This is a genomic window from Actinoplanes subtropicus (assembly GCF_000721705.1).
GTDB classification, from domain to species: Bacteria; Actinomycetota; Actinomycetes; order Mycobacteriales; family Micromonosporaceae; genus Actinoplanes; species Actinoplanes subtropicus.
The window spans coordinates 108,989-131,970 of the sequence record NZ_JOJL01000024.1; the positions used below are offsets into that span (position 1 = coordinate 108,989).

At 72.5% G+C, this 22,982-nt stretch carries 21 protein-coding genes; 11 read left to right on the forward strand and 10 right to left on the reverse strand.

Going from position 1 to position 22,982, the window contains the following annotated elements; translation table 11 throughout:
* The first annotated feature begins 80 nt into the window (after positions 1-80).
* Genes IH26_RS61525 through IH26_RS0131625 form a run of 4 tightly spaced genes read left to right on the forward strand, consistent with a single transcriptional unit; the run spans position 81 to position 3,510 of the window.
* The gene (locus IH26_RS61525) at positions 81-602 is read left to right on the forward strand and encodes an SAM-dependent methyltransferase (RefSeq protein WP_030439915.1); all 522 of its coding nucleotides are present in this window, start codon (positions 81-83) and stop codon (positions 600-602) included.
* Positions 530-910, forward strand: coding sequence for a hypothetical protein (locus IH26_RS0131615; RefSeq protein WP_169789848.1), 381 nt, complete (start codon positions 530-532; stop codon positions 908-910). The genes IH26_RS61525 and IH26_RS0131615 overlap by 73 nt, the downstream gene beginning before the upstream one ends.
* A complete protein-coding gene (locus IH26_RS0131620; protein ID WP_051808832.1) occupies positions 907-2,256 on the forward strand; it encodes an aminotransferase class V-fold PLP-dependent enzyme in 1,350 nt (449 codons plus the stop codon). The genes IH26_RS0131615 and IH26_RS0131620 overlap by 4 nt, the downstream gene beginning before the upstream one ends.
* A 27-nt stretch (positions 2,257-2,283) precedes the next feature.
* The gene (locus tag IH26_RS0131625; protein WP_051808834.1) at positions 2,284-3,510 is read left to right on the forward strand and encodes a putative acyl-CoA thioester hydrolase; all 1,227 of its coding nucleotides are present in this window, start codon (positions 2,284-2,286) and stop codon (positions 3,508-3,510) included.
* On the opposite strand, the gene IH26_RS0131630 is transcribed toward IH26_RS0131625, so the two are convergent.
* A complete protein-coding gene (locus IH26_RS0131630) occupies positions 3,490-4,065 on the reverse strand; it encodes a dihydrofolate reductase family protein (protein WP_030439919.1) in 576 nt (191 codons plus the stop codon). The two genes, IH26_RS0131625 and IH26_RS0131630, sit on opposite strands and share 21 nt — an antisense overlap.
* A gap of 66 nt (positions 4,066-4,131) precedes the next feature.
* Here IH26_RS0131630 and IH26_RS0131635 point away from each other — a divergent pair, with 66 nt between their 5' ends.
* Together IH26_RS0131635 and IH26_RS0131640 are read left to right on the forward strand one after the other, a co-directional pair.
* Positions 4,132-5,487 (forward strand): pyridoxal phosphate-dependent decarboxylase family protein, encoded by a 1,356-nt coding sequence (locus tag IH26_RS0131635; protein WP_030439920.1) that lies wholly within the window; start codon positions 4,132-4,134, stop codon positions 5,485-5,487.
* Positions 5,488-5,506: 19 nt separating this feature from the next.
* Entirely contained in the window at positions 5,507-6,940 is a 1,434-nt protein-coding gene (locus IH26_RS0131640) for a UbiD family decarboxylase (RefSeq protein WP_034216355.1), read from the forward strand.
* Here IH26_RS0131640 and IH26_RS0131645 read toward each other — a convergent pair.
* The 7 genes from IH26_RS0131645 to IH26_RS0131675 all read right to left on the reverse strand — a co-directional run bounded on the left by IH26_RS0131645 (position 6,895) and on the right by IH26_RS0131675 (position 13,563).
* Complete coding sequence (locus IH26_RS0131645) at positions 6,895-8,004, reverse strand: VWA domain-containing protein (protein ID WP_030439922.1); 1,110 nt, start codon at positions 8,002-8,004, stop codon at positions 6,895-6,897. The genes IH26_RS0131640 and IH26_RS0131645 overlap by 46 nt on opposite strands.
* Complete coding sequence (locus IH26_RS0131650; protein WP_030439923.1) at positions 8,004-8,978, reverse strand: VWA domain-containing protein; 975 nt, start codon at positions 8,976-8,978, stop codon at positions 8,004-8,006. The genes IH26_RS0131645 and IH26_RS0131650 overlap by 1 nt, the downstream gene beginning before the upstream one ends.
* Positions 8,975-9,859 (reverse strand): DUF58 domain-containing protein, encoded by an 885-nt coding sequence (locus tag IH26_RS0131655; protein WP_030439924.1) that lies wholly within the window; start codon positions 9,857-9,859, stop codon positions 8,975-8,977. Before IH26_RS0131655 ends, IH26_RS0131650 begins: the two co-directional genes overlap by 4 nt.
* A 14-nt stretch (positions 9,860-9,873) precedes the next feature.
* On the reverse strand, positions 9,874-10,872 hold the full coding sequence (locus IH26_RS0131660) for an AAA family ATPase (RefSeq protein WP_030439925.1): 999 nt from the start codon (positions 10,870-10,872) through the stop codon (positions 9,874-9,876).
* 16 nt (positions 10,873-10,888) lie between these two features.
* Complete coding sequence (locus tag IH26_RS0131665) at positions 10,889-11,770, reverse strand: S1C family serine protease (protein ID WP_030439926.1); 882 nt, start codon at positions 11,768-11,770, stop codon at positions 10,889-10,891.
* 99 nt (positions 11,771-11,869) lie between these two features.
* Complete coding sequence (locus tag IH26_RS0131670; RefSeq protein ID WP_030439927.1) at positions 11,870-12,634, reverse strand: ABC transporter permease; 765 nt, start codon at positions 12,632-12,634, stop codon at positions 11,870-11,872.
* Complete coding sequence (locus IH26_RS0131675; protein WP_030439928.1) at positions 12,631-13,563, reverse strand: daunorubicin resistance protein DrrA family ABC transporter ATP-binding protein; 933 nt, start codon at positions 13,561-13,563, stop codon at positions 12,631-12,633. The genes IH26_RS0131670 and IH26_RS0131675 overlap by 4 nt, the downstream gene beginning before the upstream one ends.
* Before the next feature lie 60 nt (positions 13,564-13,623).
* On the opposite strand from IH26_RS0131675, the gene IH26_RS0131680 reads away from it, so the two are divergent.
* The 5 genes from IH26_RS0131680 (at position 13,624) to IH26_RS0131700 (ending at position 18,694) form a co-directional block, all read left to right on the forward strand.
* Complete coding sequence (locus IH26_RS0131680; RefSeq protein ID WP_030439929.1) at positions 13,624-14,376, forward strand: TetR/AcrR family transcriptional regulator C-terminal domain-containing protein; 753 nt, start codon at positions 13,624-13,626, stop codon at positions 14,374-14,376.
* 66 nt (positions 14,377-14,442) lie between these two features.
* On the forward strand, positions 14,443-16,170 hold the full coding sequence (locus IH26_RS0131685; protein ID WP_030439930.1) for a YncE family protein: 1,728 nt from the start codon (positions 14,443-14,445) through the stop codon (positions 16,168-16,170).
* Entirely contained in the window at positions 16,167-16,583 is a 417-nt protein-coding gene (locus tag IH26_RS0131690; RefSeq protein WP_030439931.1) for a sigma factor-like helix-turn-helix DNA-binding protein, read from the forward strand. Before IH26_RS0131685 ends, IH26_RS0131690 begins: the two co-directional genes overlap by 4 nt.
* Positions 16,580-17,248 (forward strand): anti-sigma factor, encoded by a 669-nt coding sequence (locus tag IH26_RS0131695; RefSeq protein ID WP_030439932.1) that lies wholly within the window; start codon positions 16,580-16,582, stop codon positions 17,246-17,248. The genes IH26_RS0131690 and IH26_RS0131695 overlap by 4 nt, the downstream gene beginning before the upstream one ends.
* 69 nt (positions 17,249-17,317) lie before the next feature.
* Entirely contained in the window at positions 17,318-18,694 is a 1,377-nt protein-coding gene (locus IH26_RS0131700) for a hypothetical protein (protein WP_034216358.1), read from the forward strand.
* Positions 18,695-19,584: 890 nt separating this feature from the next.
* Here the strand turns inward: IH26_RS0131700 and IH26_RS0131710 are convergent.
* Both IH26_RS0131710 and IH26_RS0131715 read right to left on the reverse strand, forming a co-directional pair.
* Positions 19,585-22,122: a WD40/YVTN/BNR-like repeat-containing protein gene (locus tag IH26_RS0131710; protein ID WP_245665699.1), complete on the reverse strand. Its 2,538-nt coding sequence runs from the start codon at positions 22,120-22,122 to the stop codon at positions 19,585-19,587.
* 242 nt (positions 22,123-22,364) lie between these two features.
* The gene (locus IH26_RS0131715) at positions 22,365-22,655 is read right to left on the reverse strand and encodes a hypothetical protein (protein ID WP_157437482.1); all 291 of its coding nucleotides are present in this window, start codon (positions 22,653-22,655) and stop codon (positions 22,365-22,367) included.
* Positions 22,656-22,982: the final 327 nt, after the last annotated feature.

Consider the following 22,982-nt stretch of genomic DNA (forward strand, 5'->3'; position numbering starts at 1 on the left):
TAGGCCCGGCGGGGGCACCGCGAAACCTCGTGGTCGGATCCACGATTCAGCAATCGTCCAGGCAACCGAGCATCGTGGTCATGACTACCACCGAGAGCACCGCCTATTACGCGCTCCGCCGGACGCCGGAGGAGTACGAGCGACTGCGTCTCCAGGCCCGCGTGTGGGAGGAGGCGACCGGCCGGCTGCTGGACCGGGTCGGGCTGGCCGCCGGTGCCCGATGTCTGGACGCCGGGTGCGGGCCGGGCGAGACGATGCGGCTGATGGCGCTGCGGGTCGGCCCGGCCGGCCGGGTCACCGGGATCGACGCCGACGCGCCGCTGGCCGCGCGGACCGAGCGGATGCTGCACGACGGCGGGCATCGCCAGTGCCGGGTGATCGCGCACGACCTCACCGCGTACGAATCGGTCCCGGGCGGCCCGGCCCGTACGACCTGGTCTTCGCTCGTCTGTTGTTGTTCCACCTGCCCGAGCGGGTCGCCGTGCTGCGCCGGCTGTGGCAGTCGGTCGCCCCGGGCGGTCACCTGCTGGTGCAGGACTACGACCTGGACACGGTCGGGGTGCTGCCGCCGTCGGCCGCGCTCGACGAGGCCGGCCGGCTGATCATGGACACCTTCGGCGCGGTCGGCTGCGACGTGCGGGTGGGCGCCACGCTGCCGGCCCTGTTCGCCCGGGCCGGGGTGGGTGTGCCGGACGGCACCGACGTGGCCGGGCGGATCGAGCCGTACGGCAGCGGCCGCCGGATGATCTCGAGCGTGCTGCGCAGCCTGCTTCCGGCCGCGCTCGGGCACGGCGTCGCGACCGCCGGCGAGATGGAGGCCGCGATGGCCGCGCTGGAGGCCGACGCGACCCGGCACCCGGACCGGCCGATGACCTGGCCGCTGATGATCGGCGCCTGGAAACGGCGATGAACGCCCTCGATGTCGACCGCATCCGCGCGCACTTCGACTTCCCGGCCGCCCAGCGGGTGGTCACCAACAACGCGGCCAGCACCCAGCCGCCGCGCGAGCTGATCAAGCTGATGGAAACCCTCGCCCCCGGGTACGAGAACGTCCACCGGGGCCAGTCGGCGGCGTCCCGGCACACCACCGCGCTGTTCGAGGCCTCCTTCGCCACCATCGCGGCCTGGCTGAACGCGCCCAGCCGCCGCTGCGTGGCCACCTACCGCAACACCACCGAGGCGATCAACGCGGTGATGTACTCGCTGCTCACCGACTTCCGCGACGGCGACAACGTGGTCACCACGATGCTCGAGCACAACTCGAACTACGTGCCCTGGCACGCGCTGTGCCGGGAGATCCTGCCCCGCCTCGGCCGCCGGGTGGAGTGCCGGCTGGCCCGCTTCGACGACTCGGGCCGGCTCGATCTCGACCACCTCGCGTCCCTCGTGGACCGTCGCACCAAGCTGGTCTGCTGCACGGGCGCCTCCAACTTCTTCGGCAGCAAGCCCGACCTGGCCCGGGTGCGAGCGATCGCCGACGCCGGCGGCTACCCCCAGCCGACCGGCGAGCGCCGCGCGTTGCTGCTGGTGGACGCCGCCCAGCTGGCCCCCACCAGCGCGCTCGACGTGCGGGCGATGGATGTCGACTATCTGGCCTTCTCGTTCCACAAGATGCTCGCGCCGTTCGGCGTCGGCGTCCTCTACGCCAAGGAACACCTGCTCGAGCACGCGCTGCCGTTCCTCTACGGCGGCGACATGATCGCCGAGGGCCGGGTCACCCCGGAGACCGTCGACTGGAACAGCCTCCCCTGGAAATACACCGCCGGCACCCCGAACATCCTCGGCACGATCGTCTCGGCCCAGGCCCTGCGCCTGCTGATCGACCTCGTCATGCCGACGACCTTCTTCGGCAGATCCGGCCCGATCCCGCGGATCGCGATCGAGGAGGCGATGGCCCGCATCGGCCGGCACACCGCGAATCTGACGGCTCGCTGCCTGGCCGGCCTCTCTCAGATCAAAACCTTGCGGGTGTACGGGCCGGAGCACCGCACTCCCCTGATTGCCTTCAACGTCCCCGGATTCAGCCCGTTCGCCCTGGCCGAGTCCCTGGACCGGCGCGGCGTCGAGTCCCGGGCCGGCTGCCATTGCGCGACCCTGGCCCACCATGCGCTCGGCCTCGACCCACCGGCGAGTTGCCGCCTGAGCTTCGCCCTCTACAACACCGTCGAGGAGGTGGACCGCGCCGTCGAGGCGGTCGCCGAGATCGTGGCCGGCGACCGGATCCTATTGACATCGATCGATCATGAGCTAGCGTAGGAAAGCCCTTTCCTGCAGGAGGCTCCGATGAACATCGCGGTGGTCGCGACCATGCTCGCGCTCTCGATGGCCGCCCCTGGCACGGCCACCCGACCGGTCCTGTCCGCCGCCGAGGCCACCCCCTATGTCGCGGCCAACTACCTGGGCTATTCCGGTGCGTATGCGGCCCCGGTCGCCGACCCGTGGCACCCCGCCCCGATCGCCACCCCGCGCCGCCCCGACCTGCTCGTCGGCGGCCGCCACGGCTTCACCACCGTGCAGCAGGCGGTCAACGCGGCGTACCGGGCCGGCGGCACGAAACGGCAGTACGTCGGTGTCCTCCCCGGCGTCTACCAGGGCACCGTCTTCATCCCGGCCGGCTCGCCGCCGCTGACCCTCTACGGCCTGGGCCGCCCCGCCGACGTACGCCTGGAATTCAGCGTCGACGCCACGATCACCCCCGCCGCGTGGGCCGCCCTGGTCAACGCCGACGGCCGCTACGCCGAGGGCGACCCGGCCTGGCCGATGTTCCAGTCCTGCGCCACCAAGACCACCGCCACCGCCGCCCTGTGCGCCACCGTGGTCTGGGCGCAGAGCACCGACCTGCAGCTCAAGGGCGTGACCATCACCAACACGCTGCTCGACACGGTCGACAAGGGCACCCACCAGGCGCTCGCCCTGCGCACCGACGACGACCGCACCCAGCTCGAGGACATGCGCCTGATCGGCCGCCAGGACACCTTCATGGCCAACGCGAACGACGTGAACCGCATCGCCCGCGTCTTCGTCCGCGACAGCTACATCGAGGGCGACACCGACTTCGTCTTCGGCCGGGCGGCCGCCGTCTTCACCGCCACCAACTTCCACCTGGTCTCCACCCGCAAGCCCGCCGGCGGCGTCATCTTCGCCCCGAACACCGCACCGGCCTACCCGTACGGCTTCCTGGTCACCCACTGCCTGATCACCGCCGACCAGGGCTATGTCACCGCCCCGACCCCGACCGGCTACCTCGGCCGCTCCTGGGACCAGGGCGCGAGCGCCACCGGCTACCTCCCCGGCCGCACCCCGAACGGCCAACTCCTGATCCGCGACTCCCTGATCGGCCCCGGCTTCAACCCCACCACCCCGTGGGCCCCGGCCGCGACGACATCCCGCCCCTACCTCGCCCGCATCGGCGAGGGCCGAGACCTCAACGACATCAACTTCAACCGCCTCTTCGAGTACGCGAACCACACCCTCCCGGCCCTCCCCACCTCAGCCCCGGTCGCCGGGTAGGCGGAGGCCGTACCGCAGGTAGACCACGCCGCTGTCGAACCGGCGCTCGTCCACCGTCCGCAGATCGAGGCGAAGCCCGTCCGGCAGGAAGCGGGTGCCCCCACCCACCACGACCGGCGTGACGAAGAGGCGGACCTCGTCGATCAGCCCCGCGCGGAACGCGTGCGCCGCCAGCCCCGCCCCGCCGACGCTGAGATCCCGGCCGGCCGAGTCCTTCAACGCCCGCACGGCCTCCGGGTCGAAGGCGCGCGAAATCCGGGTGCGCTCGCTGCGCGCCGCCAGCAGGGTGGTCGAGTACACCACCTTGTCGGCGGCCCGCCACAGGGCGGCGTAATCCCGGACGGCCGGAGGCTCGTCCGGCGAGGCGCCCTCGGTCTCCCAGTAGACCATCGTGTCGTACAGGCGGCGGCCGTACAGATACGTTCCGATCGACCGTTCCTGGTCGTTGATGAAGGCGTGCACCTCCGCGTCCGGCGCCGCCCAGTCGAAGGTGCCCTTCTCGTCGGCGATGTAGCCGTCGAGCGAGGTAATTGCGGTACAGATCAGCTTGGCCATTCCTAGAGCTTGACGCCTCGCGGCCGCCCATGCTTATTTGGGTCCGAACGATCTGGGGGAGACGACGTGGATCTGAGCAGGTGGCTGGCCGCCGCGGCCGCGGCGAACGCCGAGTGGGCCGAGTCGTACGGGCCCTTCGAGCCGCATCCCGCGCTGGCCGTCGACGACGAGCGGTTCGCCGCCGCGTTCGGGCGGCTCACCGAGCGGCTCACCGACAACTATCCGTTCTTCCATCCGCGGTACGCCGGCCAGATGCTCAAGCCGCCGCACCCGGCCGCGGTGGTCGGCTACCTGACCGCGATGCTGATCAACCCGAACAACCACGCCCTCGACGGCGGCCCGGCCACCGCCGCGATGGAGCGTGAGGTGGTCGGGCAGCTGGCCACGATGTTCGGCTACGACACCCACCTCGGGCACCTGACCACCAGCGGCACCATCGCCAACCTGGAAGCCCTCTACGTGGCCCGCGAGCTGCACCCGGGCAAGGGCATCGCGTACAGCACGGAGGCGCATTACACGCACGGCCGGATGTGCCGGGTGCTGGGCGTGGCCGGCCACGCCGTGCCGGTCGACGACCGGGGGCGGATGGATCTCGACGCGCTCGAGGCGTTGCTGCGGCGCGAGGACATCGGCACGGTCGTGCTCACCGCGGGCACCACCGGGCTCGGCGCGATCGAGCCGGTGCACGAGGCGTTGGCGCTGCGGGAGCGGTACGGCGTACGGATACACGTCGACGCCGCGTACGGCGGATTCTTCACGCTGCTCGCCGGCGACCTGGGGATCCCGGCGGAGCCGTGGCGGGCCGTCGCGCGGGCCGATTCGATCGTGGTGGACCCGCACAAGCACGGGCTTCAGCCGTACGGCTGCGGTGCGGTTTTGTTCCAAGACCCCGCGGTCGGGCGCTTCTACCTGCACGATTCGCCCTACACCTACTTCACCTCGGAGGAGCTGCACCTGGGCGAGATCAGCCTGGAGTGCTCGCGGGCGGGTGCGTCGGCGGCCGGGCTGTGGCTCACCTTCCAGCTGCTGCCGCCGACCGCCGACGGGCTGGGCCGGGTGCTCGCGGCCGGGCGGCGGGCGGCGCTGCGCTGGGCCGAGCTGATCGAGGAGTCCGACCGGCTGCGCCTCTTCCAGCCGCCGGAGCTCGACATCGTCGCCTACTTCGCCGGCGACTCGCTCGCCGGCATCGACGAGGCCAGCAACCGGATCATGCACGCCGGCATGACCGACGCCGACGACCCGGTCTTCCTCAGCACGCTCCGGGTCGGCGCCGAACGGTTCGCCCGCCGGCACCCGAAGGTCACCGGGGGCGCCGACGGCGCGCGGATCCTGCGCAGCGTGCTGATGAAACCCGAGGCCGAGACGTACGTCGAAAATCTGCACCGCCGGATCGAGCGGCTCGCGACCCAGAGTATAGGTTGATACGAATATGGTGGCTCCCATGGAGCCACTCCTGAGCCTGCGCACCTTCCTGTCCGATGTGGAGAAGATCGGTGAGCTGCGCGACGTGCGCGGCGCCGACTGGGATCTGGAGATCGGCGCGATCGCCGAGCTCAGCTACCGCTCGCCGGAGCCGAAGGCGCTGCTCTTCTCCGAGGTGCCCGGCTACCGGACCGGCCGGGTGCTGACCGGCAGCACCGGCTCGGCCCGGCGGCTCGGCCTCACCCTGCGGCTGGGCGCCGACCACACCGACGAGTCGCTGGTCGACGCGTTGCGCGGCAAGCCGTCGGCGTGGGCCGCCGCGGCCGCCGACTTCCCGGTGCTGCCGGTGACCGACGCGCCGCTGCTGGCGAACCAGGTGGCCGGCGACATCAACCTGCTCGACTTCCCGGTGCCGCGCTGGCACCAGCACGACGGCGGCCGGTTCATCGGCACCGGCTGCCTGGTGGTCACCAGCGACCCGGAGACCGGGGTGCACAACGGCGGCTGCTACCGGATGGAGGTGCAGGACGACGGCCGGTCGGTCACCATCGCCGCCGTCCCCGGCAAGCACGGCGCCCAGCACATCGCCGCCTGGTTCGCGCGCGAGGGCAGGGCCCCGGTCACCGTGTCGTTCGGGCACGACCCGCTGCTGCTCGCGCTGGGTGGGACCGAGGTTCCGCTGGGCGTCTCCGAGTTGGCGTACGCCGGAGCCGTCGCCGGCGAACGCGTCCCGGTCATCATCGCCCCGGACACCGGCCTGCCCATCCCGGCCGGCAGCGAGCTCGCCATCGAGGGATGGCTGCGCCCCGGTTACACCCGGGAGGAGGGCCCGTTCGGCGAGTGGACCGGGTACTACTCGGGCAGCCGCCGCGCCGACCTGGCCATGGAGATCGTCCGGCTCTACCACCGGGACGACCCGATCCTGCTCGGCGCCCCGCCCGGCCGCCCGCCGCACGACTACTCCTACATGCGTACGGTGATGAAGTCCGCGATGATCCACGACGAGCTGGTCGCGACCGGGGTGCCCGGGATCGTCAAGGCGTGGGCGCACGAGGCCGGCGGCGGCCGGCTGTTCGTCGGCGTCGCGATCGAGCAGCGCTACGCCGGGCACGCCCGCCAGGTCGGCCACCTCGCCGCGCAGCTGCCGGCCGCGGCCTACATGAACCGGTACGTCGTGGTGGTCGACGCCGACATCGACCCGGCCGACCTGGACCAGCTGATCTGGGCGATCTCCACCCGCACCGACCCGGCCGAGGACGTCGAGATCCAGCGCCGCACCCGGGGCAGCCGGCTCGACCCGATGCTGCCCGACGGGGCGACGCCGTACAACAGCCGCGCGGTGATCGACGCCTGCCGCCCCTGGGAGCGGCTGCGCTCGTTCCCGCGGGTGGCCGAGAGCGACCCGGCCTACCTCGCCGCGGTGCGGGAACGCTGGGGAGCCGTCCTGGACTGAGCGGGACCGCGGTTCCACCACAGCGACAGCCCGGCACCGGCCAGCACCAGCAAGGTGCCGAGCAGCACGAACCAGACCGTGAGCTCCATCTTCTCCTTGTGCAGGCCGATCTCCCGGGGCAGGTCGTTGAGCACGCCGACGAGCTGGTCGGCGTCCTGGGCCCGGAAGTAGCGGCCGCCGGTGGTGTCCGCGACCTGCTGCAGCGCGTCCTCGTCGATCTCCTGGCTGCGGAAGCCGCCGCCACCGCGGCCGCCGAAGCCGCCGCCCGGGAAGCCGCCTGGGCCGCCGAACTGGTCGGCGCCCACCTGGCCGGGAGTGCACACCATCGGCGCCGGGTCGGTGGTGCCGAAGCCGATCGTGAAGATCCGCACCCGGCGGGCGGCGGCCTGGTGGGCGGCGGTGACCGGGTCGACGCCGGTGGTGTTCGAGCCGTCGGTGAGCACCACGATGGTGTCCGGCTGGTACTCGCCGAGCGTGTTCGGCGCGGCGTCGCCGAGGTCCACGCCGGTCTTCGCGACGTTCGGGTTGTGCTCGGCGATCGCGTCGATCGAGGTGAGGATCGCCTGGCCGATCGCGGTGCCGCGGGCCGTCTTCAGCCCGTCGATCGCGTCCAGCAGCGCGTCCTTGTCGGTGGTCGGCGGCACCAGCAGACCGGCGATCCCGGAGAAGGCGACCAGCCCGATCCGGGTGCCGTCCCTCTGCGCCTTGACGAACTTGCGGGCCGCCTCGCTGGCCACGGTCAGCCGGTTGGGCGGTACGTCGGTGCTGCACATCGAGCCGGAGACGTCGATGGCCAGCAGGATCGAGGTGTTGTTGGAGGGCACCTGCACGGTCGCCTGCGGCCGGGTCACCGCGGCGCCGACCGCGACCAGCCCGGCCAGGAACAGCCAGACCGGCACCCGGCGCCGCCACGAGCTGCGGCCGGGCAGCGCGGCCCGGATCAGCGCCACGCTGGAGACGGTCAGCGCCGAGCGCTTCCGCCGGCGGTTCATCCACCAGCGCAGGAGCAGCAGCACGGGCACGACGAGCAGGGCGAGCAGCGCCCACGGCCAGCTGATCGACATCAGATGAACCTCCCGTGCCAGCGGGTGCCGAGGAACGCGCCCAGCGCGAGCAGCAGCAGCGCGGCCCCGGCGAACGGCGCGGTCAGCTCGACCGGCTCCTTCTTGCTGGTCAGCCGCAGGTCGATCGACTTGGTCGTGGCGGCCAGCGCGGCGGCGTCGCCGGCCTGGTGGTACGCGCCGCCGGTGACGTGCGCGACGTTGGTGAGCAGCGTCTCGTCCAGGGTGGTGGCCAGCTGGTAGCCGTCCACCTCGACCGTGCCGCCCTTCGCGGTGCCGACGCCGACGGTCTGGATGCGGACGCCCGCGGCCGCCGCGAGCTCGGCCGCGGCCTCGGTGTCCGGCCCGCCGGTGTCCTGCCCGTCGGAGAAGAGCACGATCGTCGCCGACGGCCAGTAGCCGAGCGTCTTGGTGTCCGGGGAGGCGCCGTTGGCCGGCAGCGCCACCGGCTTGCCGGTGATCGTGCCGAGGGCGACCAGGATGGCCTGCCCGATCGAGGTGCCGCCGCTGGCGGTGGCCCGCCGGATCGCGGCCTCGGCCAGGCCGTGGTCGTCGGTCGGGGCCTGGGTGAGCAGCGCCTGGTCGCCGAAGACGACCACGCCGACGTCGACCGACTCGGGCTGGTCCTCGACGAAGCCGGTCGCCGCCTCCTGCGCGGCGGCCAGCCGGGACGGGGCCACGTCGGTCGCCTTCATGCTGTTCGAGACGTCGAACACCAGCAGGACGGTGCCGGCGACCCGGGGCACCTCGAGCTCGGCCGCGGGGCGGGCCAGACCCGTGATCAGGATGGGCACGGCGGCGAGCAGCAACGCGTACGGCAAATGTCGTCTGATGGACGCCCGGCGTGACGTGACCGGGGCGAAGCCGGACGCGGTCAGGGCGGCGGCGCGTCTCTTCTGGACGGCGACATAGCCGGCGATCGCCAGGGCCGTGACCACGGCGGCGATCCCGAGCACGAGCGGGTAGTCGAAGCTCATCGGCGTCCCCGTCTCGACTGCTGAACCATGGCGACCAGCGCGGCCAGCAGGTCCTGGTCGGTGGTGATCCGGTGCGCGGCCACCCCGGCGGTACGCATCGCCGCGGCCACCGCGTCCTCACGCGCGCCGACCTGGGTGGCCAGCCGGGAGCGCAGCAGCGGATCGCTGGTGTCGACCAGCAACTGCTCGCCGGTCTCCGCGTCCTCGACCAGGATCACGCCGAGGTCGGGCAGGTCGAGCTCGGCCGGGTCGACCACCCGGATCACCACGACCTCGTGCCGGTGGGTGAGCCGGGCCAGGTCACGCTCCCAGCCCGGGTCGCCGATGAAGTCGGACATCACGAAGATCAGGCTGCGGCGGCGGATCGTGGTGGCGGCGGCCAGGCTGAACATTTTTGACAAATCGGTAGTTTTACCGGTTTTTGCCGAGTAAGGCGGCTTGATCAGCTCGCGGGTGATCCGGAGGACCTGGTCGCGGCCGGTGCGCGGCGGGATCACCTGCTGGCGGTCGTTGTCGAAGAGGATCGCGCCGACCCGGTTGCCGCCCTGCGAGACCACCCGGCCCAGGGCGACCGCCAGATCGGTGGCCACCGACTCCTTACCCTGGGCGCCGAACCGCATCGACGCCGACCGGTCGATCACCAGCCAGCAGGTCAGCTCCCGGTCCTCGGTGTACAGCCGGACGTACGGCTCGTCGACCCGGGCGGTGACGTTCCAGTCGATGTGCCGCACGTCGTCCTCGGGCAGGTAGACGCGCAGGTCGGTGAAGTCGATGCCGGCGCCGTGCCACACCGTGCGGTAGGCGCCCTGCAGCCGCCCGTCGAGGCGGCGGCCGAGCCGCCACTCCAGGCGCCGCAGCAGCCGTTCCGGCGTGGTCGTCACGACTATCGCCCCTCTCAGCGGCCCCGCCCCGCCGGCTCCGGGACCGGCAGGTTCGCCATGATCTTGGAGAGGATCAGGTCGGGGCTGACCTCGTCGGAGAGCGCCTCGTAGGAGAGCACCAGCCGGTGCCGTAGCACGTCCAGGGCCAGATCGGTGAGGTCCTCGGGCACCACGTATTCCCGGCCGCGGACGTAGGCGAGCGCCCGCGCGGCCAGCACCAGGCTGATCGACGACCGTGGGCTGGCGCCGAAGGTGACGTACCGGGCCAGGTCGCTCAGGCCGATCCGGGCCGGCTCCCGGGTGGCATGGGCGAGCTGCACGGCGAACTCGATCAGCGACGGGTCCACGTACACCTGATCGGCCTGGTTCTGCAGCCCGACCAGGGTCTCCGGATCGATGATGCGCTGGATGACCGCGGCGGGCGTCAGCGCCCGCTCGACGACCACGAACTCCTCGGTCGCGCTCGGGTAGCCGACCAGCACCTTCATCATGAAGCGGTCGGTCTGCGCCTCGGGCAGCGGATAGACGCCCTCGTTCTCGATCGGGTTCTGGGTGGCCATCACCAGGAACGGGTCGGGCACCGGGTGCGTCTCGCGGCCGATGGTGACCTGCCGCTCCTGCATCACCTCGAGCAGCGCGCTCTGCACCTTCGCCGGCGCCCGGTTGATCTCGTCGGCCAGCAGCAGGTTGGTGAAGACCGGGCCGAGCTGCACCTGGAACTCGCCGGTCGGCTGGTGGTAGACCCGGGTGCCGACGATGTCCGCCGGCACCAGGTCGGGGGTGAACTGCACCCGGTGGAAGTCGCCGCCGATGGCCTGCGCGAGCGACTTCACGGCGAGCGTCTTGGCCAGGCCGGGCACGCCCTCGACCAGCACGTGGCCGCGGGCCAGCAGCGCCACGACGAGCCGCTCGAGCAGGGCGTCCTGCCCCACGATGGTCTTCTTGACCTCGTAGAGCACCTTCTCGATCGGGCCGGCCGAGGCGGCGGGGGCCGTGGTGTCGCTCCAGCTCATGCAGTCTGCCCTCTTTCTACAGTGGCGGGTTGCGGCCGTTGCCCTGACCGCCGCCGAGCGCCGCGCCGATGGGTACGGCGAAGCCGATGCCGATGAAGGTGCCCGCGTCGGTCGGGTTGGCCAGCGCCACCACGATCCCGGCGACCTGCCCGCGGTCGTTGAGCAGCGGCCCGCCCGAGGAGCCCGGGTTGACCGCCGCGTCGAACTGGATGAGCCCGGTGATGTCGCCGCCCTGCGCGCGGGCCATCGTGCGGTCGAGCCCGGAGACCACGCCGCTGGTGGTGCTGGCGGTCAGCCCGAGCGGGTTGCCCATCGCCACCACGTCGTCGCCGACGTTGACCGCGCCGCCCAGGGTGGCCGGCACCAGCGTCTCGGGCCCCTTGGCCGGGGTCAGCGTGGCGACGTCGTGCGCCGGGTCGGTGCCCTTCACCTCGGCGGCCGAGGTGGTGCCGTCGGTGTAGGTGACCTGGATCGCGACGGCGCCGGCGATGACGTGGTTGGCGGTGAGGATCGTGCCGTCCGCGTTGGCGATGATGCCGGTGCCGGTGGACGACTCGGTCATGCTCTTGGCCGCCGACGCGGCCGGCCCGGCCTTCCCGGTCGACCGGATCGAGACCAGCGACGGCAGCACGAGCTGATAGACCTGCGCGACGGTCAGCGGCGCGTCCGACGCGGACGGCGAGGCGCTCGGCCGGGCGGCGGCCTTCGATGTGTCGGCCCCGTTGCCCCGGAAGACCACGATGCCGGTGATCGCCACCGCCCAGACCACGACGGCGACGACCAGGGCCTTTTTGCGCAGCTGCGGGGTATTCCACTCCCGCCTGGGCTTTTCCTCTGGTTTGTCGGCGACGTCGGCCGCGAGCACCGTCATCTCCGGACGATCGCCGACGCTCCGCATTTCTCGACTGTAGGAGCGTTTTCTCAAAATTGGTTCGGAGCTACCTCAGGGTTCTTGGTCCGCGAGATCACCCACCGTCCGCGTACCCTTGCATTCCGGTCACGTCAAGCGCCGAAAACGACGCACCGCCAGCGGCCCGAAGACGGCGAGCAGGACCAGTGGCCAGACGACCGCCGGCCACACCGGACCGCTCCGGCCGGGGTTGCCGAAGAGCTCCCGGGTCGCGCCCGCGGTGGCCGACAGCGGGTTCCACGCCGCGATCGTGCCCAGCCAGGCCGGCATCGTCTCGGGCGCGGTGAAGACGCTGGAGAGGAACGCCAGCGGCCACACCAGGATCTGCACCGCCATCAGCGTCTCGGGGCGGCCCGCCGCCAGCGCCAGCCAGATGCCGAACCACAGCAGGGCGTACCGGAGCAGCAACAACAGCGCCACGGCCAACAGCGCGTCGCCGGCACCGTGATGCCAGCGCCAGCCGACCGCGAGCCCGCAGCCGACCAGCACGGCCAGGCTCACCGCCGCGTTCAGCATGTCGGCCACGCTGCGCCCGGTCACCACCGCGGCCGCCGAGATCGGCATGGTGCGGAACCGGTCGGTCACCCCGCGCTGCGCGTCCGTCGCCACCGCCGTATACGTGTTCTCCAGGCCGAACGCCATGGTCAGCGCGAACATCCCGGGCAGCAGGTACTCCCGGTAGTCGCCGCCGCCCGGCACCGCCATCGCCCCGCCGAACAGATAGGCGAACATCAGCAGCACCATCACCGGGAACAAAAGGCCCAGGATCAACTGCCCCGGTTGGTTGCGCCAGTGCAGAAGCGTGCGCCGGGTGAGGATCCAGCTGTCCGAGACCATCCAGTACGCCGTCACGCGGCACTCCGCACGGTGAGGGCGAGGAAGACCTCGTCCAGGGTGGGCCGGCGCACGCCGAGGTCCTCGGCCTCCAGCCCGCGGTCGGCCAGCTGTCGCGCGACCTCGGTCAGGGCGGCGACCCGGTCGTGGACCGGCACGCTGGCCAGCCGCCGGTCCGGGTCGAGTCGTGGCTCGCCGGCGCCGGCCCGGGCCAGCAGTGCGGCCGCCTCGCCGAGCCGGTCGGGGTCGCGCACCACGACGTCGAGGTGGTCGTCGCCGAGCCGGCCCTTGAGCTCGTCGGCGGTGCCGGCCGCGACGACCCGCCCGTGGTCGATCACGGTCAGCGCGTCGGCGAGCTGATCGGCCTCCTCGAGGTACTGCGTGGTGAGCAGCACCGTGGTGCCACCGGCGGCGAGTGCCCGGATGGTGCGCCACACCTCGGTGCGGGCCCGCGGGTCGAGCCCGGTGGTCGGCTCGTCGAGGAAGAGCACGGCCGGATCGGTGAGCAGGCCGGTCGCCAGGTCGAGCCGCCGGCGCATGCCGCCCGAATACCGCGCGGCCGGTCGCTCGCCGGCCTCGGCCAGGCCGAAGCGGTCGAGCAGTTCGGCGGCCCGGCGGCGGGCCGCGGCGGCGGCCAGGTGGTGCAGCCGGCCGAACATCTCGAGGTTCTGCCGGCCGGAGAGCTGCTCGTCGACCGCGGCCTGTTGGCCGACCAGCCCGATCCGGGCGCGCACCCGGTCGGCCTCGCGGACGGCGTCGTGGCCGGCGACCCGGGCCCGGCCGGAGCCGGGTCGCAGCAGCGTGGTGAGGATCCGCACCGCGGTGGTCTTGCCGGCGCCGTTCGGGCCCAGCAGCCCGTGCACGGTGCCGGCCGGCACGTCGAGGTCGAATCCGTCGAGAGCGGTGGTGGAGCCGAAATGCCGGGTGAGCCCCTCGGCAGTGATCATGACATCTCCTTACGGTGTACGGAGATGGCCGAGTATAGCCGACTCCGTACGCTGTATGGGGTGACCGTCGATTTCACCGGCGGGGGCGACCCGAAACGCAGCATCGAGCTGCTCTGGGGCCTCCGCGAGGGCCCGCGCCCCGGCCCCAAGCCGCGCTTCACCGTCGCCGAGGTGGCCGCCGCCGCGGTCGCGATCGCCGACGCCGAGGGGCTGGCGGCGCTCTCCATGCGCCGGGTCGCCGAGCGGCTCGGGGTCAAGGCGATGTCGCTCTACACGTACGTGCCGGGCAAGGCCGAACTGATCGACCTGATGTTCGACTCGGTGCTCGCCGAGGTGTCCGCCGCGGACGAGTCCGGCGGGGACTGGCGGGCCCGTCTCGAAGGCGTGGCCCGCGACAACTTCGCGCTCTATCTGCGCCACCCGTGGCTGCTCCAGGTGGCGACCAGCCGGCCGCCGCTCGGCCCGAACGTGGTCGCCAAGTACGACCGCGACCTGCGCGCCGTCGACGGCATCGGGCTCGGCGACGTCGAGATGGACCTGGTCGTGCAGATGGTCGGCGACTTCGTGCACGGCGCCGCGCGTACCGCGGTGGCCGCCGGCCAGGTCGCCCGGCGCACCGGCCTCACCGACGAGCAGTGGTGGGAGCGGGCCGGGCCGGTGCTGGCCCAGGTGCTCGACCCGGCCGCGCACCCCACCGCGACCCGCGTCGGCGCGGCGGCCGGCGCCGAGTACAACGCGGCCGTCGACCCGGCGCGGGCCTTTGAGTTCGGCCTCGCGCGCCTGCTCGATGGGGTCGCATCTTTGATCGAATAGATGCCAATCTTGCCCGCAGGGTTACGCTGACAAGCACCGTCACTGCATGATGATCGCGGGGACACCATGAGTGATCTAGGCCTGCCGACACAGGTGACGACCGAGATCGACAGCCCGATCCGGGAGACTCGTCTGACCGCGGTGGACGAGCTGTCCCGGCTCGCCGGCGAAGCCGATCTCGCCATGGCCGCTGCCGCGCGCCGGGCCCTCGAAACGCTCACCCAGGACGACAGCCGGACCGTCTCGGCCGCGGCCGCCGCCGCACTGGAACGCACGGCCATCCGGCTGCGCCCCGACCGCGTCGACTTCGGACAGGTCCCGCCCGGCACCCCGCGGGTGGTGGCCGACGTGCTGGTCGACGGGCCGCCGCTGGCCGCCGCGACGGCCACGGTCACCGTCTCCGGCCCCGGGCTGCGGGCCATGCTGGCCGGCCGTCAACTGCGCATCCTCTGGCAGCCCCGGTCCGAGTGGCTGGACGGGTCGGTCACCGTGCGCGGGCCGGCCGGCTGGGCCGACGTGCGGGTGACCGGGCAGGTGCCGGCGGCCGTGCCGCCGCCGATGACCCGCAGCGGGGTCGAGGCGCAGATGCGGGCGGTCGACGGGCTCAGCACGTACGGGCCGCCGCGGGTGACCGTGCTGCCGCCGCCGCGCCCGCGCCGCCGCAGCCGGGTCGGTGCGGTCGCGCTGATCGGCGGGCTGACCGCGCTGGTGCTGCTCGGCGGCGTCGGCGTGGCCTGGGCCCTGGTGAACGACCAGCCGAACGGCGACGGCCTCCTCGCCGCGCCGCCGCCTACCTCGGCCCCGGCGTTCGTAGCCGGCACCGCCCAGGCTGGCAACGCGCCCACCCCCGTCGCCACGCTCAACGCGGAACCGCTCGCGCACCGGGTGGTCAGCGTCGCCAAGCCCACCGTCATCGGCACGATCAAGGTCGGCAACGAGCCGGAGGGGATGGCGGTCTCACCGGACAGCCGCACCCTCTACGTGGCCGACCAGAGCTCCCACGTGCTCTCCATCGTGGACACCGGCACCCGCCAGGTGTCGAGCGTGACCCTGCGGGACACTCCGCGCTTCGTCGCCGTCTCCCGGGACGGCCGCCAGGTCTTCGTGTCGATGTACGAGAACGACAAGTCCGGCAGCGGGGTGGCCGTGCTCGACGCGGCCGGCCGCGACGTCGACCATTACCTCAACACCGGCAAGCAGCCGTACGCGTTGTCGGTCAGCCCGGACGGCCAGGTCTGGGTGCCGATCCACTCGGCCGGCCGGATCGAGATCTACACGGCCGGCCAGCAGCAGCAGGTCGGCCGGATCACGGTGCCGCCCAACCCGCACGCGATCGGCTACGCCGGCGACCTGCAGCGCGCGTTCACCGCCAACCACGAGTCCAACGTGGTCGCGGTCATCGACATGCGCTCCGACCAGCTGCTCGGGTCGGTGCCGGTGAGCAAGTCGCCGCACAGCCTCGCGGTCTCGCCGGACGGCCGCCGGGTGCTGGTGGCCGGCTACGACGCCGACGCGGCCGACCTGATCGACACCGTGACGCTGCAGCGCACCGGCCCGTTCAAGGTCGGTCACCAGCCGCAGAGCGTGGCCTGGGCGGCCGACGGCGCGCACGGCTACATCGTCAACGAGGGCGACAACACGATTTCGGTGCTGGACGGGCACACCGGTCAGGTGACCGCCACCGTCAAGGTCGGAAAGAGCCCGCGTACGGTCTCGGTCGCCCCGGACGGCCGGCTCGCCTACGTCTCGAACGGCGACGACGACACCGTCTCGGTCCTCCAGGTGGGTGAGTGAAGAGCCGCGGGCGCGCCGACGAGGTACTGATCCGTCGGGTCTGCGAGGAGCACGGGGCCGCCCTGCTCGCGTACGCGTCGAGGCTGGTCGGCGATCCGGCGCGCGGGCACGCGGTGGCCCGGGAGGCGCTGGTGGCCGCCTGGCGCGACCCCGAGGTGCTGGACGGCCCGGCCCGTACCCGGCTCTTCGCGATCGTCCGGGAGATCGCGGGCGCCGGCCCGGCCCCGGACATCGCCCTGCTCGGCGCGATGGAGGCGCTCGCGCCGGAGGAGCGGGACGTGCTGCGGGCGCTCTACTTCCAGGGGCGGGACGTGGCCGAGGCGGCCGAGTCGCTCGGGGTGCCGGCCGGGGCGGTCAAGATGCGCAGCTATCACGCGCTGCGGCGGCTGCGGGAGGCGGTGGCGGCCGGATGAGCGAGCACGAGACGGAGCTGCTCGGGGCGTACGTCCTCGGGGTTCTGGAGCATGGTGAGCAGGCGGCGGTGCGGGCCCACCTCGACGGCTGCGCGCCGTGCCGGCGCGAGGTCGAGGATCTCCGCGGGATGGAGGCGGCACTGGGCGAGTTGCCGCCGGAGGCGTTCCTGGACGGGCCGCCGCCGGATGGCGACTTCCTCCTGCAGAACACCCTTCGGGAGGTACGCCGGATCAGCTCCCGGCAAGCATGGCGGAACAGGGCCCTGGCGGCCGCCGCGGCCGTGGTCGCCGTGGTCGTGGCGCTCGGTGCCGGCGCGGTGGTCGGCCGGGGGACAGCCAGGCCGGTGGCCGTCGCGCCGACCGTTCCCGGCGCCCGTACCGGAGCGGGCGCCGACGCGGAGACCGGGGTGTCGATGAGCGCCACGGTCCGGCCGGCGGCCGGCTGGGTGCGGGTCAGCGCCACGGTGACCGGGGTGCCGGCGGGGGAGCAGTGCCGCCTCTTCGTGGTCGCGCGCGACGGATCCCGCGAGCCGGCCGGCAGTTGGCTGTCCTCGGCGTCCGGTTCGACCACGTTGGACGGCGCCGCCCTGATGGCCCCGGCCGACGTCGCCGCCGTGCAGGCCGAAACCTATGCGGGACAGATCCTCGTAGCGGTTCCGATCTAGGACGTTCGATGCATATCATCAGAGTGTGACTGCTCAATACACCCAGAGTTATCACGGCAGGTGGCTGCCATGACCGTCACCGGCTGGGTCATGTTGGCGATCACCATCTTCGGCGCGTTCGCGTACGCGGCTGCCTCGATCTTCCAGGCTCTCGGCGCGCGCCGCGCCACCAGCACGGTCAAGGCCTTCGGCCACCCCCTGTACATCATCGGCACGGTGCTCGACCTGCTCGCCTGGGCCGGGTCGATGGTCGCCCTCAGCGAGCTCGCGGTCTACGTGGTCGAGTCGGTGCTGGCCGGCTCGCTCGCGGTCACCGTGGTCGCCGCCCGGGTCATCCTCAAGTCCCGCCTCCGCGCGATCGACGTCATCGCGGTCGGCGTCTCGGTGGCCGCCCTGACCGTGCTCGCCCTCTCCGCCGGCGAGCAGGAGAGCGTCGCCGCCTCCGACCAGCTACGCCTGTGGTTCTGCGGCGCGGCGCTGCTGGTCGCGCTGCTCGGCTGGGGCGCCACGAAGGTCGCCCCGCCCGGCGTGGTGGCCGCGCTGGCCGGCCTCTGCCTCGGCGGCGCGGCCCTGGTCGGCCGCGCGCTGACCCTGCCCGACGGCGCGATGACCAGCGTCAAGACCGCCACCCTGGCGATCGTCACCGAGCCGCTGGTCGCGGCCCTGCTGGTGTTCGGCGTGACCGGCATGATGCTGTACGCGAACGCCCTCCAGCGCGGCCAGGTCGGCCCGGTCACCGCGGTCCTCTGGATCGCCGAGGTGATCGCACCCTCGGCCGTGGCCGTCCTGTTCCTCGGCGACACCGTCCGTCCCGGGTGGAACGTGGCCGCCCTGGCCGCCGGCGGCGTCACCGTGCTGATGGCCGTCCTCCTGGCCACCGCCCCGGCGAACAAGGCGACCGCGCTGCCCCCGACCCCCGCCCAACCCGCACTGCCCGCCGCCCCCGTTCCCACCCATGCCGGCGCGTCCGTTCCCGGCCTTGCCGGCGCGCCCGTTCCCGGCCTTGCCGGCGCCCCGGTCCCTGCCCTTGCCGGCGCGCCCGTTCCCGCCCTTGCCGCGGCGGCCGCCCCCGCCGGCCGCCCGGCCCCGCCTCGCCGCGCGCCGCGCAGCCCCGCGCCCCGTAGCCCCGCGCCCCGCAGCCCCGCGCCGCGCAGCCCCGCGCCCCCGCTGGTCGCGGCCAGCCGCGGGGAGCGCGTCGTGTGGTGGGGCCCGCCGCCGATCTGGGTCCCCCCGCAACGGGTCAGCCGAGCCCTGGCCGGCGCCGCCCAGCCGGCCCTGACCTGGGCCCCGCCCGAGCGCCGCCCACAGTGGGCCCAGCCCCGACCGTCCGACGCCGACGCAATCCCGGTGATCGCCCCACGCGACGACTTCGACCAGTTCGACCTCTTCGACGAGCCAACCACCCAGCCGGTCCGCCAACGCCCCTGGCACGACCTGTCCGCCTGACACCCGCCGTCTGCCGTGCTGCCCGCGGTCTGCCGTGCTGCTCGCGGTCTGCCGCCCGCCGCGCTGTCCGCCGGCTGTCCGTCGTCCTGCCCGCTGCCCGTTGCCGGCCCGCTGGCCGTTGCCGCCCGCTGGCCGTTGCCTGCCGCGCTGACCGCTGTCCGCCGGCTGTCCGTCGTCCTGCCCGCTGCCTGCCGCGCTGACCCGTTGCCCGCTGGCTGTCCGTCGTGCTGCCCGCTGCCCGTTGCTCGCCCGTTGGCTGTCGCGCCGCCCGTTGGCTGTCGGGTGTACGGCAGCAGACGGACCGGCCGCTGGCATTCCGACCCGCTTGCCGGCAGACGGCGGCGGCGTCCGAAAGGACCTCGGCCACCGATCTCAGCCCGGCGGTCGCCTCGCGGGCTTGGCCACCGACTGGGTCGCGTTGCGCCAGCCGCCGGAGGCGGAGTTCACCGCGCCTGCGGTTGGCCCGCCCCTCCGGCGTACGTCCGCATGGTTTTCTACATGCGCGGAACCGGCACAGTCCCGCGCGCCGCAGCGGAGGAGGGCGTGGAGCAGACCTGATGATGCGACCGTGGCGATCAGCCCGAGCAGGCCGAACGCCCGCGTCGTGATCGCGCGGTGAGCAGGCCCATGACCGCCGCGGCGACGAGCAGGAACACGCCGCCGGTCAGGATGAGCACCGCGAAGGTGACCATGGGCCCGACGGTAGAGCCACCGTGCTCACCCGGGTATCGGTGAATGCGTGGACTGTGTGGTTTCGGGGTCGCCGGTCATCTGCCGGCCTCCCAAGCTTTGTCCAACGGTCAGCCTCTCGGCCGGGCCGGCTCGGCCGCCGGAAACCTCGATGGGGCCCAGTCCGTGCGGATCGGGCCCCATCTACATACCGGTGAGGGTCAGTGCCGACGCAGCTGGTTCAGGTCGAAGGACCAGATGCCGCGGCCGTGGGTCGCCGCGTACAGGTACCGCCCGGTCGGGTCGGTCCGGAGCTCCATCGTCGTCGTGGTCGGGATCCCCCGGCCGAGCACGTACCAGGTGCGCGAGTGCGCCGCCCGGTAGAACACCGCGTTGTCGGTGGCGGCCACCAGGCCGCCGCCCGCGACGTACTTCACCGAGTCGGCCGGGATGTCCGGCAGGTTGGTGGAGATGTCGGTCCAGGTGGCGCCGCCGTCGCGGGACTCGAAGACGTGCCCGATGCCCGCGCCGGGGCCCTCGGTCCAGCGCCGGGAGAAGCCGTTGATCGCGACGACCAGGTGGTTCGGGTTCGCCGAGTCGACGTCGAACCCGGCGACGTACCGGTTGGGCAGCGTCCCGTCCACGGGCAGGGTGAGCTGGTGCCAGCCGGTCCCGTCGGTGCGGCCGACCGCGATGCCCCGGGTGAAGCCCTGATTGTTGCAGGGCCCGCACCAGCCGGCGTAGACGGTGCCGCCGGAGACGGCCACGGCCGTGGCGGTGTGCCCGGCGCCGAGGTCGAAGAGGCTGGTCCAGTCGGCGCCGGAGCGGATCGCGTAGCCCTTGGTGTTGAGCCAGACGTGCCTGCCACCGGCGATCCACAGCTTGCTGTTGCGGGGGTCCTGGGTGAGCGGGGCGATGAAGCGTGCCTCGCTGGTCGCGTTGTCCGCCGGCGCGACGCTGTAGGTGGTCGCCTTGCTGGGGTCGGTGCTCCAGGCGCCGTCGTTGACCGCGCAGTTGTTGGTCACCGAGACGGCCAGGTAGACGTATTCGGCCGCGACGTTGCAGCCGTTGGCCGGGTCGACGATGGTGTCGCCGCCGTCGCCGCCGAAGTTGGAGCCCATCACCTTGTCGCCCGGGCGCAGGACGGACTGGCCGTTGTCCTGCAGGCCGCCGGAGACCGCGGCGCCGTTGCGGTCGCGTCCCACGCCGACCGAGTAGTACTGCAGGACGTCCATGGAGCCGTCGTTGAGCGAGGTCCAGTCCCGCGCGTGCCCACCGGTGTCCACGATGCCGCGCAGCGGACGCCGGTAGGCGCCGCCGTCGTCGCCGACCACGACGTACTTCTGGCCGTGGTACGAGCCGATCGCCACCGCGTGCTGGTCGGCGTGCGTGGTCTGGAAGCAGTCACCGGTCTGCTTGCTCGGGTCGATGCTCCAGCACGGGAAACCGAAGTTCCAGTACGGGCCGGGCACCCGCCAGCTGGTGCCGCCGTTGACCGACTCGAAGACCTCCTCGAGCCCCAGGTACACGTGGTTGGGGTCGGTCGGGTCCACCTGCAGGAACTGGTTGTACCAGGCCTGGATGCCCGGCATGTAGCCCGGATCGGTCAGCGCGGAGCCGGAGGCGGCCAGCTTCTTGTAGTCCGCCGACAGCGTCCACGGCCCGAACGGCGACCCGGACTTGGACACGTAGATGCCCTGCAGGGCGCTGTCCGGGTTGGTGGCCAGCTGCGTCGGGGACTGCTCGATGGCGTAGTACTTCGAGCCGTCGGCGGCGGCCGCGAAGGTCACGGCGCCCACGTCGGCGGCGTCCGAGGCGATGTCGCCGGCCAGCGTCGTACGCTGCCAGGCCCCACCCACGCGGGTGTAGAAGCCGTTGTACGTGTCACCGCTGCGCCAGCCGGCCGCGATGATCACCTTCGACGGGTCCTTCGGGTCCGCGGCGAAGTCGTTGATGATGTTCTTGTACGGGGCGTTCGGGTCGGCCGCCTGCGCACCACCCGGCAGGAAGTCCGGGTTGGGGGCGAACTCCCGCTTCCACGGCCCGGACAGGTTCGTCACCGAGTGGCTGTACGCGCCATGGTTGGTGGCAGCCCACACCGTGCCGCCGAAGATGCGCAGCGACCGGATGACCGTGCTCTCCAGCTCGGTGCCGCCGACCCGGTCCCGGGTCGAGAAGCTGCCGTGCCGCGGGTCGCGCAACACGTAGACGCCGCTGCCCACGAACCCGGTGGCACCGGTGTTGGCCTCGCCGGTGGCGTACCAGAGCCGGCCCTTGCCATCCAGGCGCAGGTCCCCGGTGGACGGCGAGGGCAGCTTGTCGGCGATCGGCTGCCAGTGGCCGCCGCCCACGCTCGAGCGCCACACGCCGCCGTTGGCGGCCCCGGCGTACACGTAGCCGGAGTTGTCCGCCGCGAGACCGGTGATGCGGCCGGTCACCCGTCCGGCGCCGCCGGAGGAGTTGCTGTTGATGTCGCGGTACCGCGGGTCATCCGAGTCGTACGGCCGGTTCGTCGTGTGCTGCCAGCCGCCCGCGGTGACGGGCATGCTCTGCAGCGCCTGCCAAGCGGCGGTATAGGCGCCCGGCGCGACGACACCCGGTGCGCTACGCGCCTCGGCGTACTGCTCCGCCTGCTCGGCGATCTCCTCGGGATCCTCCCCGCCGTCGTCGTCCGCGGCGGCGACGCTGAACGCCTTCACGCCGGCACCCTTGTGCGCGGCGCGCTGCTGCGCGATCTCCACGTGCCGCTGGTACGGCAACGGGCGAGGCTTTCCCGCCGGGGCGGCTACCGATGCGCCCGGGATGAGTCCGATCGCGGCCAATGTGGCCGCTCCCGCCGCCCAGAAAAGGCGTGATTTGACGAATTTGAAATCAGGCGACAACGCCGTGATCCTCCCCCTTGAATGCGTGCCACGAGGGGTGGTGGGCACGCTGGAAGAGAATCTTCATCAACGGCACTGAATGCGCAACATCACATGGCATCTATACCGTCGGCGTCACATCACTGGACGTTGTCACGCAGTACCCGAATCCGGATGGTGAAGGCGTCTACCGCCGAGAAGGACGGCCCGGCCGGCACCAGCGAGATGCGTCCCTGGCCGACCGCAATGGCATCAAAACTGTGGCTGGTCGCCGCCGCGCCGCTGCCGTCGAGCCGGAGGATGTCCGCCGGGTATTCGGTCACCCGCCAGCCACCCATCCCGCCGGGCGGCGTCACCTTGAGGCGGTCCCCGTAACGGAGCACGACCTCGCCGTCCGGGCGCCCGGGCCCGACCTGTCGAAGATGCGGCATGACCGTCACCTCCGCGCTGGAGATGATCCGCGGCGGCTCGGTCGTCCGCTCAGCACTCGCGCAAGCCGACAAACCTAAAAGAAAACCCATCATTGCGTACGCCGGGGCCCGCCCCCAAGACGGTGAATGTCGCCGTTCGTTCATACCTCTTTGACGCCGCCACGGCGCGCGAGTTCCACGAAGGTGCCGGCGCGTGCTCAACCGTGGGTTGCCTCGAGGTCGGTGGAACTAATCCGGTCGCCCGCCCGACCATCCACGCAACCTTCCCGATGCCCGTGGACCCGAGCGAGGAGCCCATGACCGCTGTCGTCACCCCCACCCCCGAGA